Below are 20,422 nucleotides of genomic sequence, written 5' to 3'. Positions count from 1 at the left end.
ACCTGCGGGGGTAGCGCAGGCCTGGACAAGGCGCGCAGTCTCGGCGCGATCTGTGAAGGAGCCATGACGTCAGTGCGACAGCTTGATGCGGCACAGGCGCAAGAACTGCTAAACGCCGCGCCTGCCGATCCGCTACTGTGCCGGCATTGGATCCGGGGAACGGCAGGATGAGCGCGGCAGGCAAGGCGTTGTGGTACATCGAAACCCATGCGGACCAGCCCTTGGCGCTGGCCGACATTGCCGCTGCGGCCGGCCTGTCGCCGTTTCATCTGTCACGCCTGTTCCAGGCCCGCACCGGCACCTCGGTGGTGCGCTACCTGCGCGGGCGCCGCCTGACCGCTGCCGCGCAGCGGTTGGCCAACGGCGCCGGCGACATCCTGCAGGTGGCGCTGGGGGCCGGCTACACCACCCATGCCGCCTTTACCCGGGCCTTCAGCGAACAGTTCGGGCAGACACCGGAACGGGTACGCGAACAGGGCACCGATGGGCTGGCGCTGGTGCAGGCGATCCGCCTGGACGAGGCCCCGTCAGCCTGCATTGAAGCCCCCCGGCTGCTCGATACGCCCGCGTTCCAGGTGGCAGGCGTCGGCATGCGGCATACCCGCGACAGCAGCGGCGCGATTCCGGGCCAATGGGCCCAGCTCAACCGCGAGTGGCCGACGCCGGCACCGGTCAGCTTCGGCGTGTGCTGCAACAGTGATGACGATGGTGGCTTCGACTACATCGCGGCACTGCCGGCAAGCACGGTACCGAACGTGCCTGCGCACTGGCGACGCGTGGACATCCCGGCGCGCCGCTACCTGGTGGCCTGGCACGGCGGACACATCTCGGCCATCCGCTCGACCTGGTTCTGGTTGCTGGATCATTATCTCCCTGCGTCCAACCTGAGCCTTGCCGATGCGCCGGACCTGGAGCGCTACGACGCCCGGTTCGACGAGCACACCGGCCAAGGCGGCGTGGAAATCTGGCTGCCGGTCGAAGAACGTCCCCACTGACAAGGAGTTGAAGATGCGCATGACCGCTGCTGTGCTGGGAGGAATGCTGCTGGCGTTCGCGAGCGTCAGCGCCGCCCGCGAAAGCGGCGTCGCCGGCGAGCGCCACGGCACGACGACGCTGGCCAGCGCCGCCGTGCGCGACGCAGGGCACCGCGACGCGCTGCGCTACACGGTCTGGTATCCGGCACCGGCCGGCAGCCGCGAAACCGCGCTGACCATCGGTCCACCCGACGCGCCGCTGTTCGACGTCGGCCGGTCGGCCAAGGATGCGCCGGTCGCGGGTGATCGCCTGCCGACCCTGCTGCTCTCGCATGGCAACGGCGGCAGCGCGCGCATGATGGGCTGGCTGGGCACGGCGCTGGCGCGGGCCGGGTATCTGGTGATTGCGGTGGATCATCCAGGCAACAACGGCGTAGACACCCTGACCCTGCCCGGCAGCCTTCTGACCTGGTTGCGCGCCGATGACCTGCGTGCCGCACTGGCGGCCGTGCAGGCTGATCCGGTGCTGGGCCCGCATGTCGATCCTGAGCGCCTGGGGGTCGCCGGCTTCTCGGCCGGTGGCTACACCGCGCTGCTGGCAGCCGGTGCGCGACCGGACCTGCAGCGATTGCGGGACTTCTGCACCGCACATCCGGATGACGGCGTCTGCCGGCCCCAACAGGAGGCGGCAACGCACACGATGGAGGCGCGCGTTGCCGCTGCGGCGTCGCCCGCGCTGTCGCCCTGGATGTCCCACGCCAACGACGCACGCGCCATTCCCGGCGTGCGCGCGGTGTTCCTGCTGGCGCCGGCAATCGTGCAGGCCTTTGCGCCCGAGCAGCTCTCCTCGCTGAAACAGCCGGTGTCGATCGTGCTGGGCCAGGCGGACACGGTCGCGCCACCGCAGACCAATGGCGAGGCTGCGCGTGCGGTGATTGCGGGCACTGCACTGCAGGTGCTGCCCGGTGTCGGCCATTACGATTTCCTCGCCGCATGCACCCCGGCCGGACAGCAGCGGCTGCAGGACCTGTGCAGCACGTCGGTGCCGAAGGCGCAGACCCACGCGCAGGCAGCGGACGCGGCAATACGGTTCTTCAACCATTCGCTGCGCTAGTGGCCGCCGGGCATGGCCCGGCGCTACAGTGGGTGCGTACACGGAGGATCGATCATGCGCCTGCTGCACCTCACTCTGCCGGTATCCGACGTCGCTTCCGTGGCCACATATTTCCACGATGTGCTGCAGCAGCGCGTGGTCGGCAACCATGTGCACATCGGCTGGAGCACGATCGAACTGCAGCCGGCGGGTGGTCACCCCGTCGGTGGCGTGCACCTGGCCTTCAACGTACCGGACAACCGCTTCGGCGAGGCGATGGCCTGGTTGCGCGAACGTACCCCGCTGCAACGTAATCCTGAGGGCCTGGATTACTTTGCGCTGGAGAGCAGCTGGCAGTCGCAGTCGGTGTACTTCACCGGTCCCGATGGCCTGATCCTCGAATTGATCGGCCGCCGCCGTCTGCCGGTCAGCACGCGCGCAGGCACCTTCCATGGCAGCGAGCTGACGTGCCTGAGCGAGGTCGGCCTGCCCAGCCACGGTGTCGATGCGGTGCGCGAACAGTCCAGCCAGCGCTTCGGCCTGCAACCGATCAGCCCGCCTTCGCCGCAGTTCGCGCCGATGGGCGACGACGAGGGCCTGCTGATCGTGGTTGCGGCGGATCGACGGTGGTTCCCCGAGCAGAAAGACCTGCCCAATGCGCAGGGCGTGCAGCTGCAGGTGGGTGACGTGAGCGGTAGCGGCGAACTGCGTGATGCCGCGCTGGGCTGGCGGGTGTGGGCGGCCTGAGCCACCAGCTGCCCGAAGCGCCGCCGCCGCTGCGACCACCACCGGACCAGCCGCCGGAACTGCTCGAGGACGAGCTCGACGACGAGGTGCTGGACGAGGAACGGTAGCCTTGGGACGACCCTCGCGTCTGGGCAACGACCGAATCCCCTGTGCGCCAATCCGCTGGCAACAGGTTGCATGCGGATGACTCTTCCGATGGCGGCAGCTGCTCGCCATCGATCAGCGCCACCAGCAGCTTGCTGCCGTCCAGCATGCCCTGGCCAGGTCTCCCTCGCGCAGGCGCGGCACGCTGTGCATCCTGCGAAGCGGCATCCGTGGATGTCCTCCCCCATGAACGGAAAAAGCCGGCCGGATCGCTCCGGCCGGCCTCCTTTACCACACGCCTGTCAACACGCAGCGGTCAACGGCCCAGGGCCACTCGCTGCTGCTCGTCCTGCACGTGTTGCGGCGAAGGCTCGTGCTTGGCCAGCATTGCAGCGCTGGTTTCCTGCAGGCTCGGTGCCGTCTGGGTCATGTCCACCGAAGTACGGAAGCCGGGAACGGTGCCCATGACGAAGGCCTTGCCATCCTGCACGGTGACGCCCTGCAGCTTTTCCGGCGAATCGATGCCGGCGGCCTTGGCCTGGGCGGTCACATGCGCGCTCATCTCGTTGCAGATCATGCCCGGCAGATGGCCACGGATCGCATTGTGCAGCGGCGTATCCGGATGCGCCTTGTCGCCCAGTTGCGGCCCCTTCGGCGCCGCCTCGGCATGGCTGCGGCCTTCGGCCAGCTTGGCCAGCGTCGCCGGACCCGCCACGCCATCGGCGGAGAGCCCGTGCTGCTTCTGGTAGGCGGTCAGAGCGTCCTTGGTATTGGCACCGAACTTGCCATCCTCGCTCAGCCGGTTGCCATGGCCGTCGCGCACGCCCAAGCGGTTGAGTTCCTTCTGCAGTGCAGTTACTTCCTCGCCCTTGGCGCCCTGGCGCAGCACACCGTTGTGGTCGGCCTCATGCGAATGGCCACCCTTGCCGGTTTCCTTGAGCTTGCCGTGGTCCCAGAAGTCCTGCGGGCTGAGCAGCTTGCCGTGCGGATCCTTCAACTGGTAATGCACGTGCTGGGCATACTGCCCCGCACCGCCCGGGCCACGCCCGCCCATGGTGCCGATCGGCTCGCCCGCCTTGATCGGCTGGCCTTCCTTCACCTGGGTCGACTGCAGGTGCAGGATCTCGTGCGAGTTGCCCTGTGCATCCCTGATCTTCACCGTGCCGTAGTCGCCACCGACGAACGTCACCGTTCCGGAGATCGGTGCGTGGACGGTCGGGTGCTGCAGATTACGGCCGTGCTGGCCGCCGACATAGTTGAAGTCGGTGCCACCGTGCGGCTTGTGCGCGCGGTGTTCGCCGAACTCACCGGTAACGTGCGGCTTGACTCCGTTCTGCGGGGGCAGCATCACCTGCATCGTCTGCTCGAAGGTGCGGGTCTGGCCTTCGGCGTGCGCCGCTGCCGGCTTGGCCTGCGCATGCGTGGCCGCAGCTACGGCGGGGGCCGCGTGGCTGCCTTGGGACTGGCCGTGGGTCAGTCCCAGGCGCTGCTCCACGAACTGCTCGTACTTGTCCACGTACGGCATCACCTTCTTTTCAGACAGGTTGAGGCCGCCGTAATCGCGGGTCGGGCCGTCGTGGTGGTACTTGTAGATGTACTCCTCACCCTGGCCGCGCTTGTGCGCCAGCGTGCGGTTGTCGATGTAATGGTCAACCAGTGCATCGGACTGTGCGCCGACGTCGAAGCGGTTGCGGTTGTTGAGGTGGTAGTGGTTGCCGGTCTTGTCGATGAACTGGCCCAAGCCCGAGGCCGAGGTGGTGCCAGCGGCGGCATCGGGGTTGAAGCCCGATTCAACGCGGGCGATGGCCAGTACGTGCGCCGTTTCGCGCGGGGTCAGGCCCTTCTCGCGCGCCGACTCGATGATCGTGTCGATCACCCGTGACTGTACTTCCGGGGTCGCATCGCCCCACCGGCGGGAATTGCCATGCAGGCGGCCGTCGCTCTGGTCGATCGGCTCCCGGTAGTGGCTCCACGGTTTGATGCGGTCACTGCTGTAGGCCGCCCCGCGGGGCTGGACCATGTCCTGGTAGATGTCTGCCATGTCTGTGCTATCCATTCTATGAAAAGGGGGATTTCCTTAAGGGGTACTGCTCCTGGTACTTCGGGTACTGCGGTGCTGCGGTGCTGCGTTCACAGCGCGCGTGCGACGTCCTGCCGCTGCGCTCAGTCTTCGATGTAGTTCACCTCCGGATGCTTGATGCCGAGCGAGTCGATCAACTTCTCGTACTCGTCGTTGTTGGGCTCCTGCTCCTCGCCTTCCGCGCCGCGCAGCGGCGGTGTGCTGTGGGTCAACTGGCGGCCACTGGCGTCGTACAGGTAGTACCACTCGCAGAAGCTGCAGCCGAACGGCAGTTCACCGTACTGCACGACGAAGTACGGCGTGCCGCTGCGGTCCTGCACGCAGGCCAGGCCAACGGCGGTATAGCCGTCCATCTCCTTGGGCGCAGCAATGGCCTGGCGTGCGCCGTCCTTTTCGATTTCCAGCGTGGTCAGCCGGGAAGCGTCCGTGTCTTGGGTGGGCTGGGCCGCCAGGTGCAGGCGGGTGCCTTGGCAATCGATATGCATGCCGGTCTCGTCGCGCGTAAGAGAGGTGGGAAGGTCCGCAACGGCAGCCGCAGGTGCGGCCGGCGCCGCTGCCGGGTCAGTGGAAGCGGGGGTCGCCGCCGGTGCAGCCGCCTCAGGGCCGCTGCAGGCAGCAAGCATCAGGGCCAGCACGGGGGCAACGGGAGACAGACGCATGCGGTGCTCCTTGGGTGAATCACACGACCGCCCGCAAGCGGTCGCTCAGGGGTCAGATCGATTCGTCCTCACGCTTGACCAGCTGCCAGCACGGCTTCTGGGCAAAGGTGTAGACCTGCTGGTCGCTGGTATCGGGGGTGCGCATCTGCACCTGCACCTGGCCGTCGGGCAGGCGGGTGACCTGCATCTCGCGGCCCTGCCGCTGCAGCGTGGCCGGGTCCGGCATCACCGGCCATTCGACCTTGGCAAGCGGCACTTTCTCCTCCACCTTGCGTGGCTCCGGCTCGGCTTCGCCGTCGATGTGGCTGTCCAGCAGCGGATCGGCAGTGGACGTTTCCTGCAGCGCGATCTCGTTGCCGAAATGCTTGAGGAAGTCGTCGAAGACCGGATGGGGGCAGCTGGCGGAAGCGTCTGCCGGGGCCGCCGCAACCGGCGTGGCAGGCGCCGTGGCGGCGGCCGTGCTGGCCGGAGCCGGTGCGGCGGCGCCAGCGGGGGCCGCCTGGGGCGCAGGCTTGCAGCCCGACAGCGCAAGCCCCAGGGCAAGCGCAAGCAGGGCAACGGGGCGGAGCTGGTTCACGGGATCCTCCTGATTCCGGGTGGTCGCGCGCGGTTCCGGCGCGGTAGGGAGGCAAGGATAGCCATGCCTCCGTCAATTCAGTTTCAACATCCGCTGTCAGGAATATCCCGACATGCTGAATTGAGACTCATATCACACTAATGCTGAAATCAGCGTCACCGCGGCAGCCGGTAGACTACGCCGCACACGCTTCGACCCTGGCCCCATGCGCGGATTCCTGCTTGCCCTCTCCCTGTTGATGCCAATGCTGTGGCCTGGTGTTGTGGCCGCGCTGGAGGTCCGGGAAGGCGACCTGCTGTTCGTCACTGCCGGCCGCAGCGGCCTCAGCGCGGCCATCGACGATGCCACCGGCAAGCAGGGCGCACCCAGCTTCGATCACGTGGCCCTGGTCGCTGCAGCGCCAGACGGCTGGGAGGTACTGCATGCGGACGAGAAGGGATCGCGCCGGCAATCGCTGGTCGAGTTCCGCCAGGACGCCCAGGCCAAGCAGCGGCAGATCGTGGTCTATCGCCTGCGCGCACCGCAGCAGGCCGCCATCAAGGATGCGGTCGCGACCGCACGCACGATGCTGGGCAAACCGTACAACACGTCATACGTGTTGAACGATGACAGCTACTACTGCTCGGACTTCATCGAGCGCGCGTTCCGTGCGCACCACGTGTTCGCGCTGCAGCCGATGAACTTCCGCAACCCGCAGAGCGGTCAGATCGCCCAGCACTGGGTGGATCTGTACCGTGGCATGGGCATGGACGTGCCGCAGGACCAGCCCGGCACCAATCCCAATGACATGTCAGCGGCGCCGGTGCTGCAGCGCATCGGCGTGCTGGAATAAGCGAAGCCCCGCGCGCGGCGGGGCTTCGGGGGTTACCCAGGGTGGGTACCGAAGTCACTCTTCCTCGTCCTGCCCACCTTGCTGCTGATTGCGCTGGTTGCGCTGCTGCTGTTCCTGCTGCTGTTGCTGCTGCTGGTCGCGGCCACGGCCCTGCTGCTGATCCTGCTGGTTCTGCTGGCCCTGCTGCTTCTGGTTCGGGTTCTGGTTCTGCTGTGCCATGTCCGATCTCCAAAGCCACGCGCGGAATGCGGTGGACGGGGCCATCGTCTGCAGCGGTTGGTTAATCACGCGTGGGTGGACGGCTACATTGGTGTGTACGCGCGTGAATGAACGCGCAGAAGCCCTTGCGGCACAAGCCACTGAAGGATTCATGCGGGTTCGGCATGTGCTCATGCCGTTATCCAAGCCGGGCGCATTCATGGCGCGTGTGGTCGGAAACCCGCGCTGAACGAGGGTGGTTTCACGACGCTCGCAGTGATGCCAGCCCGCAGTCAGGGCATCACCGGCGGCACATACGCCAGGGTCATGCCCAGCAGCCACAGCAGGCCCAGTACCAGCGGGATGTGCACCAGCAACTGGATGAAGGTGAAGCCCACGATGTCGCGTGCCTTCAGCCCCAGCACGCCCAGCAGCGGCAGCATCCAGAACGGGTTGATCAGGTTCGGCAGCGCTTCGGCCGCGTTGTAGACCTGCACCGCCCAGCCCAGGTGCGCCTTCAGCTCGTTTGCGGCCTGCATCACGTACGGCGCCTCGATGATCCACTTGCCGCCCCCGGACGGCACGAAGAAGCCCAGCACCGCCGAGTAGACGCCCATCACCAGCGCGAAGGTATCGGTGCTGGCCACGTGCACGAACAGGCTCGACAGCCGGTGCGCCAGCGTCTGCCCGTCGCCACCGGCGGCGTGGGTGAGGATCATCGCGATGCCGCCGTACAGCGGGAACTGGATCAGCACGCCGGTCGTACTCGGCACCGCCTTGGCCACTGCGTTGAGGAAGCTGCGCGGCCGCCAGTGCAGCAGCAGGCCCAGCGAAATGAACAGGAAGTTGTAGGTGTTGAGGTTGGCGATGGCGGTGACCACCGGCTTGTTGGCGAACTCGTTGAACAGCCAGCCGAACGCCAGGAGCGAGAGCAGCACGGTCAGCAACGGGCTGTACTCCAGCCATTCGCCCGGGCGCGTGCGTCGCTGCAGCGGTTCCGGCTCGGCCTGCGCGGCGCCGGGGAACTCCTCGGCAGTACGCGCACTGCCGGCCGCAGGCGCGGTCAGCCAGGCGATCAGCAGCGAGACCAGGATCAGCACCGCGGTCAGCGCGATCGACTGCCACAGGAAGATGGTTTCGGTGAACGGCAGCACGCCGGTGATCTCCACCAGCCCCGGCGGCATGCTGGCCGGATTGGCCTGCAGCTGCGCGGCCGAGGAACTCAGCCCCATGGCCCACACCGCGCCCAGGCCAAGATATGCCGACGCACCGGCCGCGCGGTAGTCCATGCGCAGTTCGGTGCGACGGGCCAGCGCGCGGACCAGCAGGCCACCGAACACCAGCGAGAAACCCCAGCTGAGCAGCGAGGCCAGCATGCTGACCAGGCCCACGTACACCACCGCACCGCGACCGGTGCGCGGCACCCGGGCCAGGAAGTCGATGAAGCGCGCGACCACCGGCGCGGTGGCCACGGCGTAGCCACCGATGACCACGAAGGCCATCTGCATGGTGAAGGGAATCAGGCTCCAGAAGCCGTCACCGAAGGCGCTGGCAGTGGCCTGCGGGGTCGAGCCGAAACCCATCGCGGCCAGCGCGACGATGACCACGCCCAGCACCGCGAACACATACGCGTCGGGGAACCACTTTTCCGCCCAGGCGGCCGAGCGCAGCGCTGCGCGCGCCATCCAGCCGTCCTGTACTGCTGCCGTCGAGGCCATCGCCTACCCTCCCAGGTTCGATGGATCGATTCTGGGCGGTGGGGTGCAGGCTGTCAGCCACCTATTGGTCGTAGGTGACACAGAACGGTAGTGCCGGCCGCTGGCCGGCAACCCTCGGGATCACACACGGGTCCAGCCGGCCAGCGGCCGGCTCTACCATGCGCGGGAATCGTCGTAGCTGGCGGAGAACGGTAGTGCCGGCCGCTGGCCGGCAATTTCCCAATCGGGATGGTCGTGCAGCCGGCCAGCGGCCGGCTCTACCAGGCCCGGGAATCGCGGTAGCTGGCGGAGGACGGTAGTGCCGGCCGCTGGCCGGCAATTTCCCAATCGGGATGGTCGTGCAGCCGGCCAGCGGCCGGCTCTACCAGGCCTTGGGATCAGCGCAGCGCCAGGTCCACGGCGATGCCGGCAAACAGCGCGGCACCCACCCAGTTGTTGTGCAGGAACGCCTTGAAACAGGGACCGCGCTCGCGATTGCGGCAGATCCAGAACTCGTACACCACCAGCGCGGTGGCCACAGCCACGCCGGCGAGGTAGTACCCGCCCAGCCCGCCACGCACGCCGACCAGCGCCATCGTCGCCAGGAACAGTGCGTACAGCACGCCCTGGATGACCAGGTCGAGATCACCGAACAGGATCGCGGTGGAGTGCGAGCCCATCTTCAGGTCGTCCTCGCGGTCGACCATGGCGTACCAGGTGTCGTAGGCGGTGGACCACAGGATGTTGCCGGCATACAGCAGCCAGCCCAGCATCGGCACCTCGCCCTGCACGGCGGCGAACGCCATCGGGATGCCCCAGCCGAACGACATGCCCAGGTAGACCTGCGGCAGATGGGTGTAGCGCTTCAGGTACGGATAGCTGGCGGCCAGGAACACGCCGATGAAGCTCAGGCCGATGGTCAGCCCGTTCAGGGTCAGCACCAGCCCGAACGCCACCAGCATCAGCACGGCAAACAGCGCCAGCGCGGCACGGCCACTGATAGCGCCGGTGGCCAGCGGGCGCGCCTTGGTGCGCTCCACGTGCGGGTCAAGCCAGCGGTCGGCGTAGTCATTGATGACGCAACCGGCCGAGCGGGTCAGCCACACGCCGGCGGTGAACACGAACAGCGTCCACAGCGGCGGCAGGCCGCCCGCGGCCAGCCACAACGCCCACCAGGTGGGCCACAGCAGCAGCAACGTGCCGATCGGGCGATCAGCGCGCATCAGACTCCAGTAATGCCGCCAACGCGGCGTCGCCGGCGACTGCGGCGAAGTGAGGGGGGTATCAGCCATGGCGATAGGATACTCCTGCCCCTCCGGCACGGCTTTGCCGGTGGGGGGAGATTTGTTCGGCGAAACTGGATAGAATGCCGGTCCCGCACCGCCTCATGGCGCTGCGATGCCCGCCCCGGCACTGGCCGACGGCGCGGCGGTTCTACAACGCGCCCGTAGCTCAGCCGGATAGAGTAGTGGCTTCCGAAGCCATTGGTCGGGGGTTCGAATCCCTCCGGGCGCGCCATCTTCTTGTCGGCTTCGGCCTGCCACTCACCCGGCAGATTCGCCCGCGCATGTCTCCGTTCTCAGTTTATGAGTCCCGCAGGGCGCAGAATGTGACTCTGTACTCCAGCTCCATTCCGATTGAGTAGACTCGGCGCATGGGTATCGCCTTGCCAGCACAGGACAGCCTCGGCGTCGGTCTCTATTCCTACGCCGATGCCGCGCGCTTCATTGGCGGCAGCTCGTCGGAACTGCGCCGGTGGCTGAAGGGCTACCATGGCCGGAAGCACGGGAAGCCGGAAGCCCACCCTCCCCTGTGGAAGTCGCAATGGGCTGATTCAGAGATCGACGGCATTGGCTTTCGCGATCTGATCGAGCTGCGCTTCGTCCGCACATTCGTCGCATGTGGCGTGCCCCTCAACCTGGTGCGGCGAACCATTGTCGAGCTGAACGAGCGGCTCGGTAAGGAGTACCCCTTCACCAGCACGAGCTTCAAGACCGATGGGCGCCGCATTTTCATGGAGCTCGTGGGCGACAGCGGCGATGCCGCACTGGTGGATGTGGTGAAGCGCCAGGACGTGATGCGCAAGGTCATCGCACCTTCGCTGCGTGACGGCATCGAACTGGGCATCGATGATCGAGCCGAACGATGGTTCCCACTGAAGGGCTCCCGTGCGGTGGTATTTGATCCACAGCGCAGTTTTGGTCAGCCCATCCTCGCCGAATCGGGCGTTCCTACCATCGCCATTGTCGAGGCGCTGCGCGCCGAAGGTGGCGACGAGCGTCGCGTGGCCAGGCTGTATGACCTACCTCTGACTGCAGTGAAGAAAGCACTGCAGTTCGAGAATCGAGCCGCGCCTTGAAGGCGCAGATCGATGAGAATCTTCCGCCCGCGCTGGCCCGGGCCATCGACGCCATTGCAGGAACGGACGAACACGAAGTCTTCCACGTAAGGGAGTTCGTGATGCCCGGTACTACTGACCTGGAGCTCTTCGACGCGGCCACCCAGCGTGGCATCCGCGTACACGTTACCCAGGATCATCATCATCGCAAGCCCGCAGAGCGCGAGGCGATCGCACGCCTCGGCCTGACCGTATTCGTTCTGGCCAAGGGCTGGAGCACCTTCAACCACTACGAGCGCGCAGCGCGGCTTCTGGAGTGGTGGCCCAAGATGATGCAGCAAGCCGAACTCGTGCAACCTGGTGCAATGTTCCGCGTACCGCATGCCAGGGCGTCCGGGGGACGGCTGACGCAGATCAAGATGTCGCGGTAACCGCTTCGCGCGTCAACCCTCTTCATCCGTGAAACCATGCTGTGCACGCAGCATCGGGTCGGTATCGATCATGAACACATGGAACAGGTGTTTATGGTCCCGCGGCCAGCTCCCCTGCAACAGACGCCACGACGCCACATCCACGCGCGGCAGCTTCCGTTCCAAGTAGTAAACACGGCTGCCATCGCCCGAGAAGTGTCCGCCCAGCAAACGCCAGCGCGCGTGATCCACGCCGGGCAGAGGCTTCCCGTCGCAATAGACGCTGTTGTCGTCAACGGCGTACAGCGGATCCTGCGGGATTGTCTGCAGCAGATCGCCGCGCAGGCAGTGCTTCATGCGTCGGCCGCAGTACCAGCCGCCGTGATCGTCGGTACCGTAGCCGCCGCCCATACTGCGGAAGGTGGCGCAGTTGGCTTCGGCCAAGGCTTTCAGCGAAGTCCCGTATTCGAAGTAGAAATTGCGCTTGTCCAGCCAGTAATCACCGCACTGGCGGAAGCTGTCGCGGTCAATCGCGGGTGGAAAGACAGCCAAGCGTGGTTTCGGCTCTATGGATGCCAATGCACCAAACAGAAACGCCGGGCATCGCCCGGCATTTCAGTCACAGCATGGAAGGGATGAACCTCAGTACTTGCCGTCAAACGCGAAGATCGGCTTGCGCGTCTTCCACGCACCAGCAGTAAAGTCCGGGAACTCCAGCGTCTGGAAACCGTTGGCGATCGACTGCTCACTCAGTGGTGTGATCGCACTCCAGGTCACCGCATCGTAGATGTCGATCGGCATCGGTGCCTTGGCCTTCAGCGCTTCAACGAAGGCATGGATGACGAACCAGTCCATGCCGCCATGCCCTGCACTCGCGGCGGTGTCGGCGTTCTGCTTCCACAGCGGATGCTCGTACTGGTCCTGGTACTTCTTGAACTCCTCCCACTGGTGCGGCGGGCTACGGCCTTCGATGTGGATCGAATGGTTCACGTCCATCCACAGGCCCTTGGTCCCCTGCACGCGGAAGCCCATCGAGTACGGGCGCGGCAGCGAGGTGTCGTGCTGCAGCAGGATGGTCTCGCCGTTCTCGCAGGCCAGCGTGGTGGTCACGATGTCGCCGAGCTTGAACTTCACCTGGGTGCTGGGGTGGGTGGTGCCGCCACTCTTGGCCACGGTGTATTCGTGCAGGCCGCGCGCCTTGGTCGCAAAGGCATTGATGTGGGTGAAGCGGTTGCCACGGTTGATGCCGGTGTACATCGCGCATGGGCCGATGCCGTGGCTGGGATACAACTCGCCGTTGCGCTCCACCGAATGCTCGGTGCGCCAGCGTGCTTCGCTCCAGCCCTTGGGACCGAATTCCACGCCGCTGTCATACGGCTGGTTCGGGTCGCCGGAATTGAATTTCACGCCGCGCAGGTCGTGCTGGTAGCCGGCCTGCAGATGCACCAGCTCGCCGAACAGCCCCTGGCGCACCATCTGCAACGCCGCCATCACGTCGCGACGGTAGCAGACGTTCTCCAGCAGCATGTACGGGGTGCCGGTACTCAGCTGGGTCTTCAGCACGTCCCAGTGGTCCTGCAGGGTGATGCCGGCCACCACTTCGCAGCCCACGGCCACGCCGGCCTGCATCGCGGCAATCGCCATCGGTGCGTGGTATTCCCACGGCGTAGCGATGATCACGCCATCGATGCCCTTCTGTTCCAGCAGGCGCTTCCAGGCATGGGTATCACGATCCTGGCCATAGGTCTTCGGCGCCGGCTTGCCCGCCTTGGCCACCATCTCTGTGGCACGGCCCAGCATGATCGGCTCGATATCGCAGAGGGCAACCACTTCGACGTCGTCGCGGCGCACCAGCTCCTTCAGCAGCACCAGCCCGCGCATGCCGGTGCCGATCATGGCCAGGCGCACCTTGCGCCCGCGTGCCCAGGCCGGGCTCTGCGGCAGCAGGCTGCTGGCGGCGACAGCGGCGCTGGCCGCGATGAATTCCCTACGCTTCATGGCAGACATCTCTCCTCTTGGCAGCGTGCCGGCCACAGCCGGCACGCCAGGTCACGCAAACGGAATTACTTGAACCGGTAGCCGATGGTCACACTGTAACCACGGCCGAAGATGGTTGCGTAGTCACTGGAGTCACCCAGGAAGCTGTTCGGATCGTAGAACGGCAGGCGGTTGAACAGGTTCTTGACGGTGAAGCTCAGGTTCCAGGCATCATCCGGGCGCCAGGTGACGCTCATGTTGGCGGTCCACCACGACGGTGCACCATCGCACTTGCTCTTCTGCAGGGCCAGGTAGCCGCCGGTGCAGGTTTCCTTGTTGTTGCTCTCTTCGTCGATCTGGTCGGTGGCCCACTTGGTGCCGCCGACGTAGTTGACGAACATGCTGGTGGTCACCTGCTTGTAGGTCCAGTCGGCATTGAGCGTGGCGCGCAGGCGCGGGTTGTTGTAGTAGCCCACCACGTCGCCGTAGTACCAGCCGTTCTCCGCGTCCATGTAGAAGCGGTTGCGGTTGGCGATGGTGGCCGCCAGGCCGATGTTCAGGTTGCCCCAGTCGCCCAGCGAGAAGCGGCTGCGTGCGTCGATGTCGAAGCCGTCGATCAGGGTCTTGCCACGGTTCTTGTACTGGCCCACCACGCTGGCCACGTTGCCGGCCGAATAACCCGGCAGCACCGACGGGCAGCTCACGCCGCTGGCCGGATCGGCGCACATGGCCGCCAGCTGCGCCAGATTGGCACGGTCGCTGTCGGTGATCGGCGAGCGCGACATCGAGATGATGTCTTCCATGCGGCGATAGTCCGGCGCGACGATTTCATTGTTGCGGTAGATGAACCAGTAGTCGGCCGACACCGACAGCCAGCTGGCCGGCTCGTAGACGAAGCCGAGGGTGGCGATCTTCGCCTTCTCCGGCTTCAGGTCCTTGTTCGGCTGGGTCATGCGCGCCACGGTACGGCTGCAATCGACGTTCAGCAGGGTCTTGCCGAGATCGACGTCGCCCGGCCGCTGCGACTTCAGCAGCAGGTTGGCGATGGCATTGGTCTCGCCGCAGCGCAGTTCGTCACGGAAGCCACCGAGCTGTGCGAACACGCCGCCATTTCCGGACTCGGCCAGGCTCGGTGCGCGGAAGCCGGTGGAATAGGTGCCGCGCAGCATCAGCTGGTCGAACGCCTGGTACTTGAAGCCGATCTTCGGCGCGACGTTGGCGCTGAAGTTCGGGTACTTGTCCACGCGGACCGCCGCATCCAGTTCCAGCTTGTCGGTGATCGGTGCCACGGTCTCGGCGAACAGCGCGTAGGTATTGCGCTTGCCATCGAACCACGAGCCCCCCTGCTGGGTGATCAGGCCGTTGGCCGCGTCGGCATTGCCCGGGGTGTAGAAGGTCTCACGGCTGGCATTGAAGCCGAACGCGGCGCGCATCTCGCCGGCCGGCAGCTGGAACAGCGGGCCTTCGATCTTGCCATCCAGGGTATGCAGGCGGGTCCACGACTGGATGTCGAAGGTCGGGAACGCTTCACGGATCAGCGCGGCGTTGGCTTCACTGATCTCGCCGAACTTGTACGCCGGATGATCGGAGATGATCACCCGACCGGTGCCCGGATCGACCGTGTATGGGCCGAAGGCCTTCTCGAAGCCCTTGGTGTTGACGTTGATCGTCTGGTAGGTGGTGGAGTGCGTACCAGCGCTGGCGAATGCGGTCTCCCAGTTCCAGTCACCCACATTGCCACGTGCGCCCGCCAGTACCCGGTAGCTCTTGTCAGTGTTGCGCTGGCCGAAGTAGTTCGGGCCGGCATCCTGCAGCAGGTAGTTCAGGCCGACCACCCCGCCCATCATTGCCTTCAGCTGCGGGCTGGCGTGGTTGTATTCGTTGTTGGGGCCCAGGAACGGGTACAGGAACTGATTGACGGTGTTGCCGGTATTGCGCGAGAACCAGCTGGTCGGGTTGCCGGTGGTGGTGCCGTAGGTGCGCGGCGTACCGCCGTTGGCGCGCAGATCGATGTCGGTGTAGGTGGCCTCGGCAAAGATCTCGGTGTTGTCGCCGACCAGGAACGTGCCGTTGAGGTAGGCGGTGTTGCGCTCGGACTTGGCGCCGGCATCGATCTCGTTGTTCATCCAGGTTTCCCAGACGCAACGCGGGCCGGCCGCTTCACTGGTCAGCACGTTCCTGCAGCCCGGTGCGGCTTCCTGCACGCGGCGGCCGGTGACCGGATCGAACGCGAAGTAGGTACCCGGGTTGAACTCGCCCGGCTTGCTGCCCACGCCCAGGCGCAGGTTGTTGAGGTAGTTCGGGTTGTTGACGTAATACTGGTCGGGCCGCTTGTCGTAGAAGTCGCTGAGCGGAATCGCGTCGCGGCGGTACATGTTCACCGCGCCGTAGATGTTGAAGCGGTTCTCGGCCAGGTCACCGAAGCCGGCGGTGATGCTGGCCTGGCGCTCGCCGTAGGAGTCGATGCGCGAGGACGTATCGTTGGTGAAGCTGACCTCGGCACCCTGGAAGTTGCGCTTGGTGATCACGTTGATCACGCCGGCCACCGCGTCGGTGCCGTACACCGCCGAGGCGCCGTCGGTCAGCACTTCCATGCGCTCGATGGCCGCGGCCGGAATCGCATCGATGTTGACGAACTGGGTCTGGAAGCCGGCCGGTGCACCGTAGTACGACAGGCGGCGACCGTTCAGCAGGACCAGCGTGCCCTGGGCACCGAGGCCACGCAGATTGGCCTGCGAGGCACCGTCGGAACCGGTGAACAGCGACCGCGCATCCTGCTGCGCCGGGCGTGCGGCCGGCAGGTTGTCGAGCACCTGCAGCAGCGTGCGCGCGCCCATGTTCTGGATGTCCTGCTTGCTGATCACCTGCACCGGCGAGGCGGTTTCAACGTCGGTGCGGCGGATGTTGGAGCCGGTGACCTCGATGCGGGCCAGGTCAGTGGCCTTGTCCTTGCTCTCCTGGGCGAAGGCAGGAACGGCAACCGACAGCAGCACGCCGGCGATGGCCAGCGACAGCGGAGCGATCGAACGACAGGGGGGGCGGTGGTGGCGGGCGGGCAACATCGGGGTTCTCTCCTGGCAGGGGTGCAGCGCGATAAGTGAGCGCGTGGGCGTTCGGCGGGCAAAACGCTCCCGGGCCACGGCCACCAGGGCCATGGTCGGAATGGGCGGGGGGAGGAGCGGTGTTACGAGGGGGTCATGGGGCGACGATGCTGGCGGAGTCGCCCTCCTGGCCGATCAGTACGGCGTTGGCCCAGTTGGCGCAGACCTGGGCGGGTTGGCTGCCCTGCGCACCCAGCGTGCGCAGGCTCAGGGTGGAAAGGCCACGGATGTCCAGCTCCGGCTTGACCACGCCGGGCGCCTTCACCAGGCCGCTGTCGTACAGCAGGCGGTTGTCGCCCCAGACCTGGAACTGCAGGCCACCGGCGTTGCGGCAGGCGTCATCGATGCCGAGATCGGCGCGCAGCAGGTGCCAGCCGCCCTGCAGGCGCAGGTCGATCCGGCTGTTGGCGCCAACACCCAGGCCCCGGCGGAACTGCAGGCCGTTCATGCGCATGCCGGCGTCGCCACGGAACGACTGGTCGGCGCGCAGCTGGCTGGCCAGCGCGGCCGGCACCGGCAGCTCGGAGAGATAGCGCTGCCGGGCCGGTCGTTCTGGTTCCTGGTGTTCGAGGATGTGGAAAGTGGACAGCGCGATCGGGCCGACGTCGCGCGGCTGCAGTGCGTCGAACGCGCGGGCGCTGCCCTGGGCGGCGGTGACCATCGGGTCGGTGCTGCTGGCGCCGTCGCCTTCCGGGTTCTGCACGCTCAGTACGCGGAAGCGCAGCAGGCGGCCGGCATGCGCCGGGAAGTCGATGCGCTGCACGCCCTCCTTCAACTGCAGGCGGCCGCGGGCGATCGGCTCGCCCCACTCACCGTTGCTGTCGCCCAGGTACACCTCATAGTCGCGTACCTGGCCGTGTTTCCAGTTCTTGTCGTTGCGTGGCGCGATGTCGATGCCATCGATCATCTTCCGCTCGCCGAAGCCGATCACCCACTCGTGGGCGCCGGTGCGCACGGCCTGGTTGCGCACACTACGGAACCAGGTGGCCGGATCGTCGTCGAAGGCGTTCTCCAGTGCGTGGCCGGGCTCTTCGGCCGGGCGGTTGACCACCAGCAGGCTGTCGGCCGGCAGTTCGCGGCCCAGCACCGGTGCGGCCGGGTAGGCATCATCGGCGGCCGCTGCCGCCACCGCGAAGTCCAGCTGCAGCTGCAGCGGCTGGCGGATGTCCTGGGTGGCGGTACGCACATGCAGCGTGCCACGGCGGTCCTTGGCATCGAAGTACCAGCCTTCGCTGGCGTTGTTGAACGCTGCCGCATCGGCCAGCGCCGGCAGCGCGCGGCCACCGGCCTGCACCGCACGTGGTGCCTGCCGGCTGAGTACGCGCAGGCCGTAGCGGCGCTGGGCCAGCTGGCCGTTGTACTGGCCCTGCACGGCGTCGATCTGCACCTGCACCGGGCCACTGCCCTGCGCCGGCGCCTGCACGCGGATCTGCTGCGTGCTCGACTCACCCTGCTGGTAGCGGCGCGTGTTGCCATCGTCTTCGTACAGCGTGTACTGCGAATCACCCTGCGGGTACAGGTCGAAGGTCACTTCATCGAGCGGTTTTTCGCCATCGAACAGCATCGACGGGTACATCGGCAGGATCGCACCGGCACGCACGAACACCGGCAGCGTGGCCAGGTCCACCTGGCGGTCCAGCTGGCGGCCGTCGGCACCGGCCTGCACGCGACGGCCATCCCAGTAGTCGATCCAGCCGCCGGCCGGCAGGTGGATGTCGCGGCGCCAGCCACGGCTGGCCGCCTGGCTGCGGTACACCGGCGCCACCAGCAGGTCGCGGCCGAGCAGGAACTGGTATTTGTAGGTCTCATCCTGCGCATGCGGATCGCGCGGGTGGTCCCACATCAGGCCACGCACCGGCGGCGCGCCGGTCTGCGCGGCCTCGTGCACCAGCCCATACATGTATGGCGTCAGGCGCATCTTCAACTTCAGGTAGTCGCGGTTGATGCTGCGGTAGGGCTCGTCGTACCACCAGGGGTGCTTGCGCGCGTTCGACGACCAGCCGCTCATGCCCATCAGCACCGGGGTGAACGCCTTCCACTGCAGGTCGCGGGTGAAGGTCTCGGCGCTGCCGCCGAAGATCGCATCGACGTCGCCGCTGGCGTAGGCCATGCCGGACAGGCCCGAACCGACCAGGGTCGGCACGTGCCAGCGGATGTAGTCCCAGCTGCTGCTCTGGTCACCGGTCCACGCTACGGCGTAGCGCTGGATGCCGGCCCAACCCATCACCGTCCACAGGAACGGACGCGAATCGGAATTGTCGAGGATGCCGTTGAAGGCCTGGCGGTTGGCGTCCATCGCGAACTGGTAACCCTTGCCGGTCCAGGCCACGTCCAGCTTCTGCACGCGGCTGCCGGCCTTGCCCACTTCCCAGGCGATCTTGTCGACGCCGTTCTCGGTCCACAGGCCGGTGCGGAAACCGTAGCCAGCCAGCCCCTTCACTGTTTCCGGCAACTGCTTGTAGCCGCAGCCATAGCCATCGTTGGGCAGGATCCAGCCACCGGGCATGTCGTGGGCGCGGTACTGCTTGGCCACGCTGTCGATCACATCGGGCGTGGTGCCGGTCGGGCCGTCGCTCCAGCCTTCGGGCACGGTGCCGGGCTTCTTGCTGTTGTCGCCGTCGTTGTAGCAATCGGCATCGCCGTAGGACAGCGCCCAGCGCGCGACCATGTTCGGGCGGCCGGTCAGCTGGGTATAGCGTTCGATCAGCTTGGGCAGGTCCGCGCCGACGAAGTAGTAGGCATCGAAGCGGTCTTCGCGATGCAGCAGCGTGGCCTGGTCGCTCTGGCGCAGGTCGTAGCTGCCATCGCTCCAGGTATTGCGCAGCATGCCCCAGCCACGGCTGCTGAGCAGCATCGGCGCCGGGCTCGGCCGATCACCTTCTTCCCAGCCACCGGAATAGGACACGTCCAGCTCGCGGCCCTTGAACTGGTAACGGCCGTTCTGCTGGCCACCACCGAAGTAGCCCTCATCGGCCTGCGAAGACAACACCTGCACGCTCTGCGTGGCATCCAGGTCCAGCGGCTGCAGTTCCTGCCACAGCGCGGTGGGCTGGCCGTTGTCCAGCCGTTCCAGGCGCAGGCGCAGCGGCTGCCGCTGTACATGCAGCACCAGCGCATCGGTGCGCACGCGGATTTCCTGCGCGTCTTCTTCCAGCTGTGCCTGCACGTTCGCCTTGGGCTGTGGCAGCACGATCGGTGCGGCCTTGTCGCCGGCGCCGGTCAGCGTGCCGTTGCGGCCGGCCTGCACCCGGATGATGTCGGTGGCCGGCAGTTCGATGCGGATCCGCGCGCCCTTGTCGGTCTGCAGGTCCCAGCCCTGCACGCCGTCGCGGCTGTCGCTGGCGCTGACCGAACGCAGGTTGCCGACCGGCTCGGCCCGGGACGGCATGGACGCCAGCATCAGTGCCGGCAACAGGGCCAGCATCAGCGGCGAGCGACGAACGCAGTTTTCCACGCGGACTCCCAACCCGTTCACCGGGCGTTTCGAAAGCGGTTGGGCCGACTCTAGGGCAGCGATTCGAAAGATGTCAACAAATTGAAAGGAAAAAGGAAGATATATTCCAGTGAAACGAAAGTTGTTGCGTTGCAGTACTTTGTGTAAGCGCTTGCAGGCGCCTGTTAAGCATTGTGCGATACGGCATTCCGCCCACCCTTT

At 66.4% G+C, this 20,422-nt stretch carries 16 protein-coding genes and 1 tRNA gene; 7 read left to right on the top strand and 10 right to left on the bottom strand.

The window, feature by feature from the left end; translation table 11 throughout:
* The first annotated feature begins 167 nt into the window (after positions 1–167).
* Genes BLS66_RS09685 through BLS66_RS09675 form a run of 3 tightly spaced genes read left to right on the top strand, consistent with a single transcriptional unit; the run spans position 168 to position 2,814 of the window.
* On the top strand, positions 168–995 hold the full coding sequence (locus BLS66_RS09685; RefSeq protein WP_053506232.1) for an AraC family transcriptional regulator: 828 nt from the start codon (positions 168–170) through the stop codon (positions 993–995).
* 13 nt (positions 996–1,008) lie between these two features.
* The gene (locus tag BLS66_RS09680; RefSeq protein ID WP_057494380.1) at positions 1,009–2,088 is read left to right on the top strand and encodes an alpha/beta hydrolase family protein; all 1,080 of its coding nucleotides are present in this window, start codon (positions 1,009–1,011) and stop codon (positions 2,086–2,088) included.
* A 54-nt stretch (positions 2,089–2,142) separates the two neighbouring features.
* Positions 2,143–2,814, top strand: coding sequence for a VOC family protein (locus BLS66_RS09675; protein ID WP_057494381.1), 672 nt, complete (start codon positions 2,143–2,145; stop codon positions 2,812–2,814).
* Positions 2,815–3,214: 400 nt separating this feature from the next.
* Here the strand turns inward: BLS66_RS09675 and BLS66_RS09670 are convergent, their stop codons facing one another.
* From BLS66_RS09670 to BLS66_RS09660, 3 genes are all read right to left on the bottom strand, one after another.
* Positions 3,215–4,939 (bottom strand): peptidoglycan-binding protein, encoded by a 1,725-nt coding sequence (locus BLS66_RS09670; RefSeq protein WP_057494382.1) that lies wholly within the window; start codon positions 4,937–4,939, stop codon positions 3,215–3,217.
* Between the two features lie 122 nt (positions 4,940–5,061).
* Positions 5,062–5,637, bottom strand: coding sequence for a hypothetical protein (locus BLS66_RS09665; RefSeq protein WP_231353141.1), 576 nt, complete (start codon positions 5,635–5,637; stop codon positions 5,062–5,064).
* A gap of 52 nt (positions 5,638–5,689) precedes the next feature.
* Positions 5,690–6,214: a hypothetical protein gene (locus BLS66_RS09660; protein WP_053461634.1), complete on the bottom strand. Its 525-nt coding sequence runs from the start codon at positions 6,212–6,214 to the stop codon at positions 5,690–5,692.
* Between the two features lie 205 nt (positions 6,215–6,419).
* Here BLS66_RS09660 and BLS66_RS09655 point away from each other — a divergent pair, with 205 nt between their 5' ends.
* The gene (locus BLS66_RS09655; protein WP_074725753.1) at positions 6,420–7,046 is read left to right on the top strand and encodes a YiiX/YebB-like N1pC/P60 family cysteine hydrolase; all 627 of its coding nucleotides are present in this window, start codon (positions 6,420–6,422) and stop codon (positions 7,044–7,046) included.
* 54 nt (positions 7,047–7,100) lie between these two features.
* Here the strand turns inward: BLS66_RS09655 and BLS66_RS20895 are convergent, their stop codons facing one another.
* From BLS66_RS20895 to ubiA, 3 genes are all read right to left on the bottom strand, one after another.
* The gene (locus BLS66_RS20895; protein ID WP_005414774.1) at positions 7,101–7,265 is read right to left on the bottom strand and encodes a hypothetical protein; all 165 of its coding nucleotides are present in this window, start codon (positions 7,263–7,265) and stop codon (positions 7,101–7,103) included.
* 272 nt (positions 7,266–7,537) lie between these two features.
* The gene (locus tag BLS66_RS09650; RefSeq protein WP_180995876.1) at positions 7,538–8,962 is read right to left on the bottom strand and encodes a short-chain fatty acid transporter; all 1,425 of its coding nucleotides are present in this window, start codon (positions 8,960–8,962) and stop codon (positions 7,538–7,540) included.
* A 377-nt stretch (positions 8,963–9,339) separates the two neighbouring features.
* Positions 9,340–10,233, bottom strand: coding sequence for a 4-hydroxybenzoate octaprenyltransferase (gene ubiA / locus BLS66_RS09645; RefSeq protein WP_005411493.1), 894 nt, complete (start codon positions 10,231–10,233; stop codon positions 9,340–9,342).
* 149 nt (positions 10,234–10,382) lie between these two features.
* Here ubiA and BLS66_RS09640 point away from each other — a divergent pair.
* The 3 genes from BLS66_RS09640 to BLS66_RS09630 all read left to right on the top strand — a co-directional run bounded on the left by BLS66_RS09640 (position 10,383) and on the right by BLS66_RS09630 (position 11,710).
* A tRNA-Arg gene (locus BLS66_RS09640) sits at positions 10,383–10,459 on the top strand.
* A 136-nt stretch (positions 10,460–10,595) separates the two neighbouring features.
* On the top strand, positions 10,596–11,300 hold the full coding sequence (locus tag BLS66_RS09635; protein WP_049468866.1) for a DUF433 domain-containing protein: 705 nt from the start codon (positions 10,596–10,598) through the stop codon (positions 11,298–11,300).
* Positions 11,297–11,710, top strand: coding sequence for a DUF5615 family PIN-like protein (locus tag BLS66_RS09630; RefSeq protein ID WP_049468865.1), 414 nt, complete (start codon positions 11,297–11,299; stop codon positions 11,708–11,710). Before BLS66_RS09635 ends, BLS66_RS09630 begins: the two co-directional genes overlap by 4 nt.
* A gap of 12 nt (positions 11,711–11,722) precedes the next feature.
* On the opposite strand, the gene BLS66_RS09625 is transcribed toward BLS66_RS09630, so the two are convergent.
* The 4 genes from BLS66_RS09625 to BLS66_RS09610 all read right to left on the bottom strand — a co-directional run bounded on the left by BLS66_RS09625 (position 11,723) and on the right by BLS66_RS09610 (position 20,221).
* A complete protein-coding gene (locus BLS66_RS09625; protein ID WP_074725752.1) occupies positions 11,723–12,241 on the bottom strand; it encodes a DKNYY domain-containing protein in 519 nt (172 codons plus the stop codon).
* Positions 12,242–12,331: 90 nt separating this feature from the next.
* Positions 12,332–13,687 (bottom strand): Gfo/Idh/MocA family protein, encoded by a 1,356-nt coding sequence (locus tag BLS66_RS09620; protein WP_057494386.1) that lies wholly within the window; start codon positions 13,685–13,687, stop codon positions 12,332–12,334.
* Positions 13,688–13,752: 65 nt separating this feature from the next.
* The gene (locus tag BLS66_RS09615) at positions 13,753–16,728 is read right to left on the bottom strand and encodes a TonB-dependent receptor (protein ID WP_074725751.1); all 2,976 of its coding nucleotides are present in this window, start codon (positions 16,726–16,728) and stop codon (positions 13,753–13,755) included.
* A gap of 133 nt (positions 16,729–16,861) precedes the next feature.
* Positions 16,862–20,221 (bottom strand): TIM-barrel domain-containing protein, encoded by a 3,360-nt coding sequence (locus tag BLS66_RS09610; protein WP_074725750.1) that lies wholly within the window; start codon positions 20,219–20,221, stop codon positions 16,862–16,864.
* Between the last annotated feature and the right edge of the window lie 201 nt (positions 20,222–20,422).

It is taken from the genome of Stenotrophomonas pavanii (assembly GCF_900101175.1).
Taxonomy (GTDB): domain Bacteria; phylum Pseudomonadota; class Gammaproteobacteria; order Xanthomonadales; family Xanthomonadaceae; genus Stenotrophomonas; species Stenotrophomonas pavanii.
This window is presented reverse-complemented; position numbering and strand designations above follow the sequence as displayed.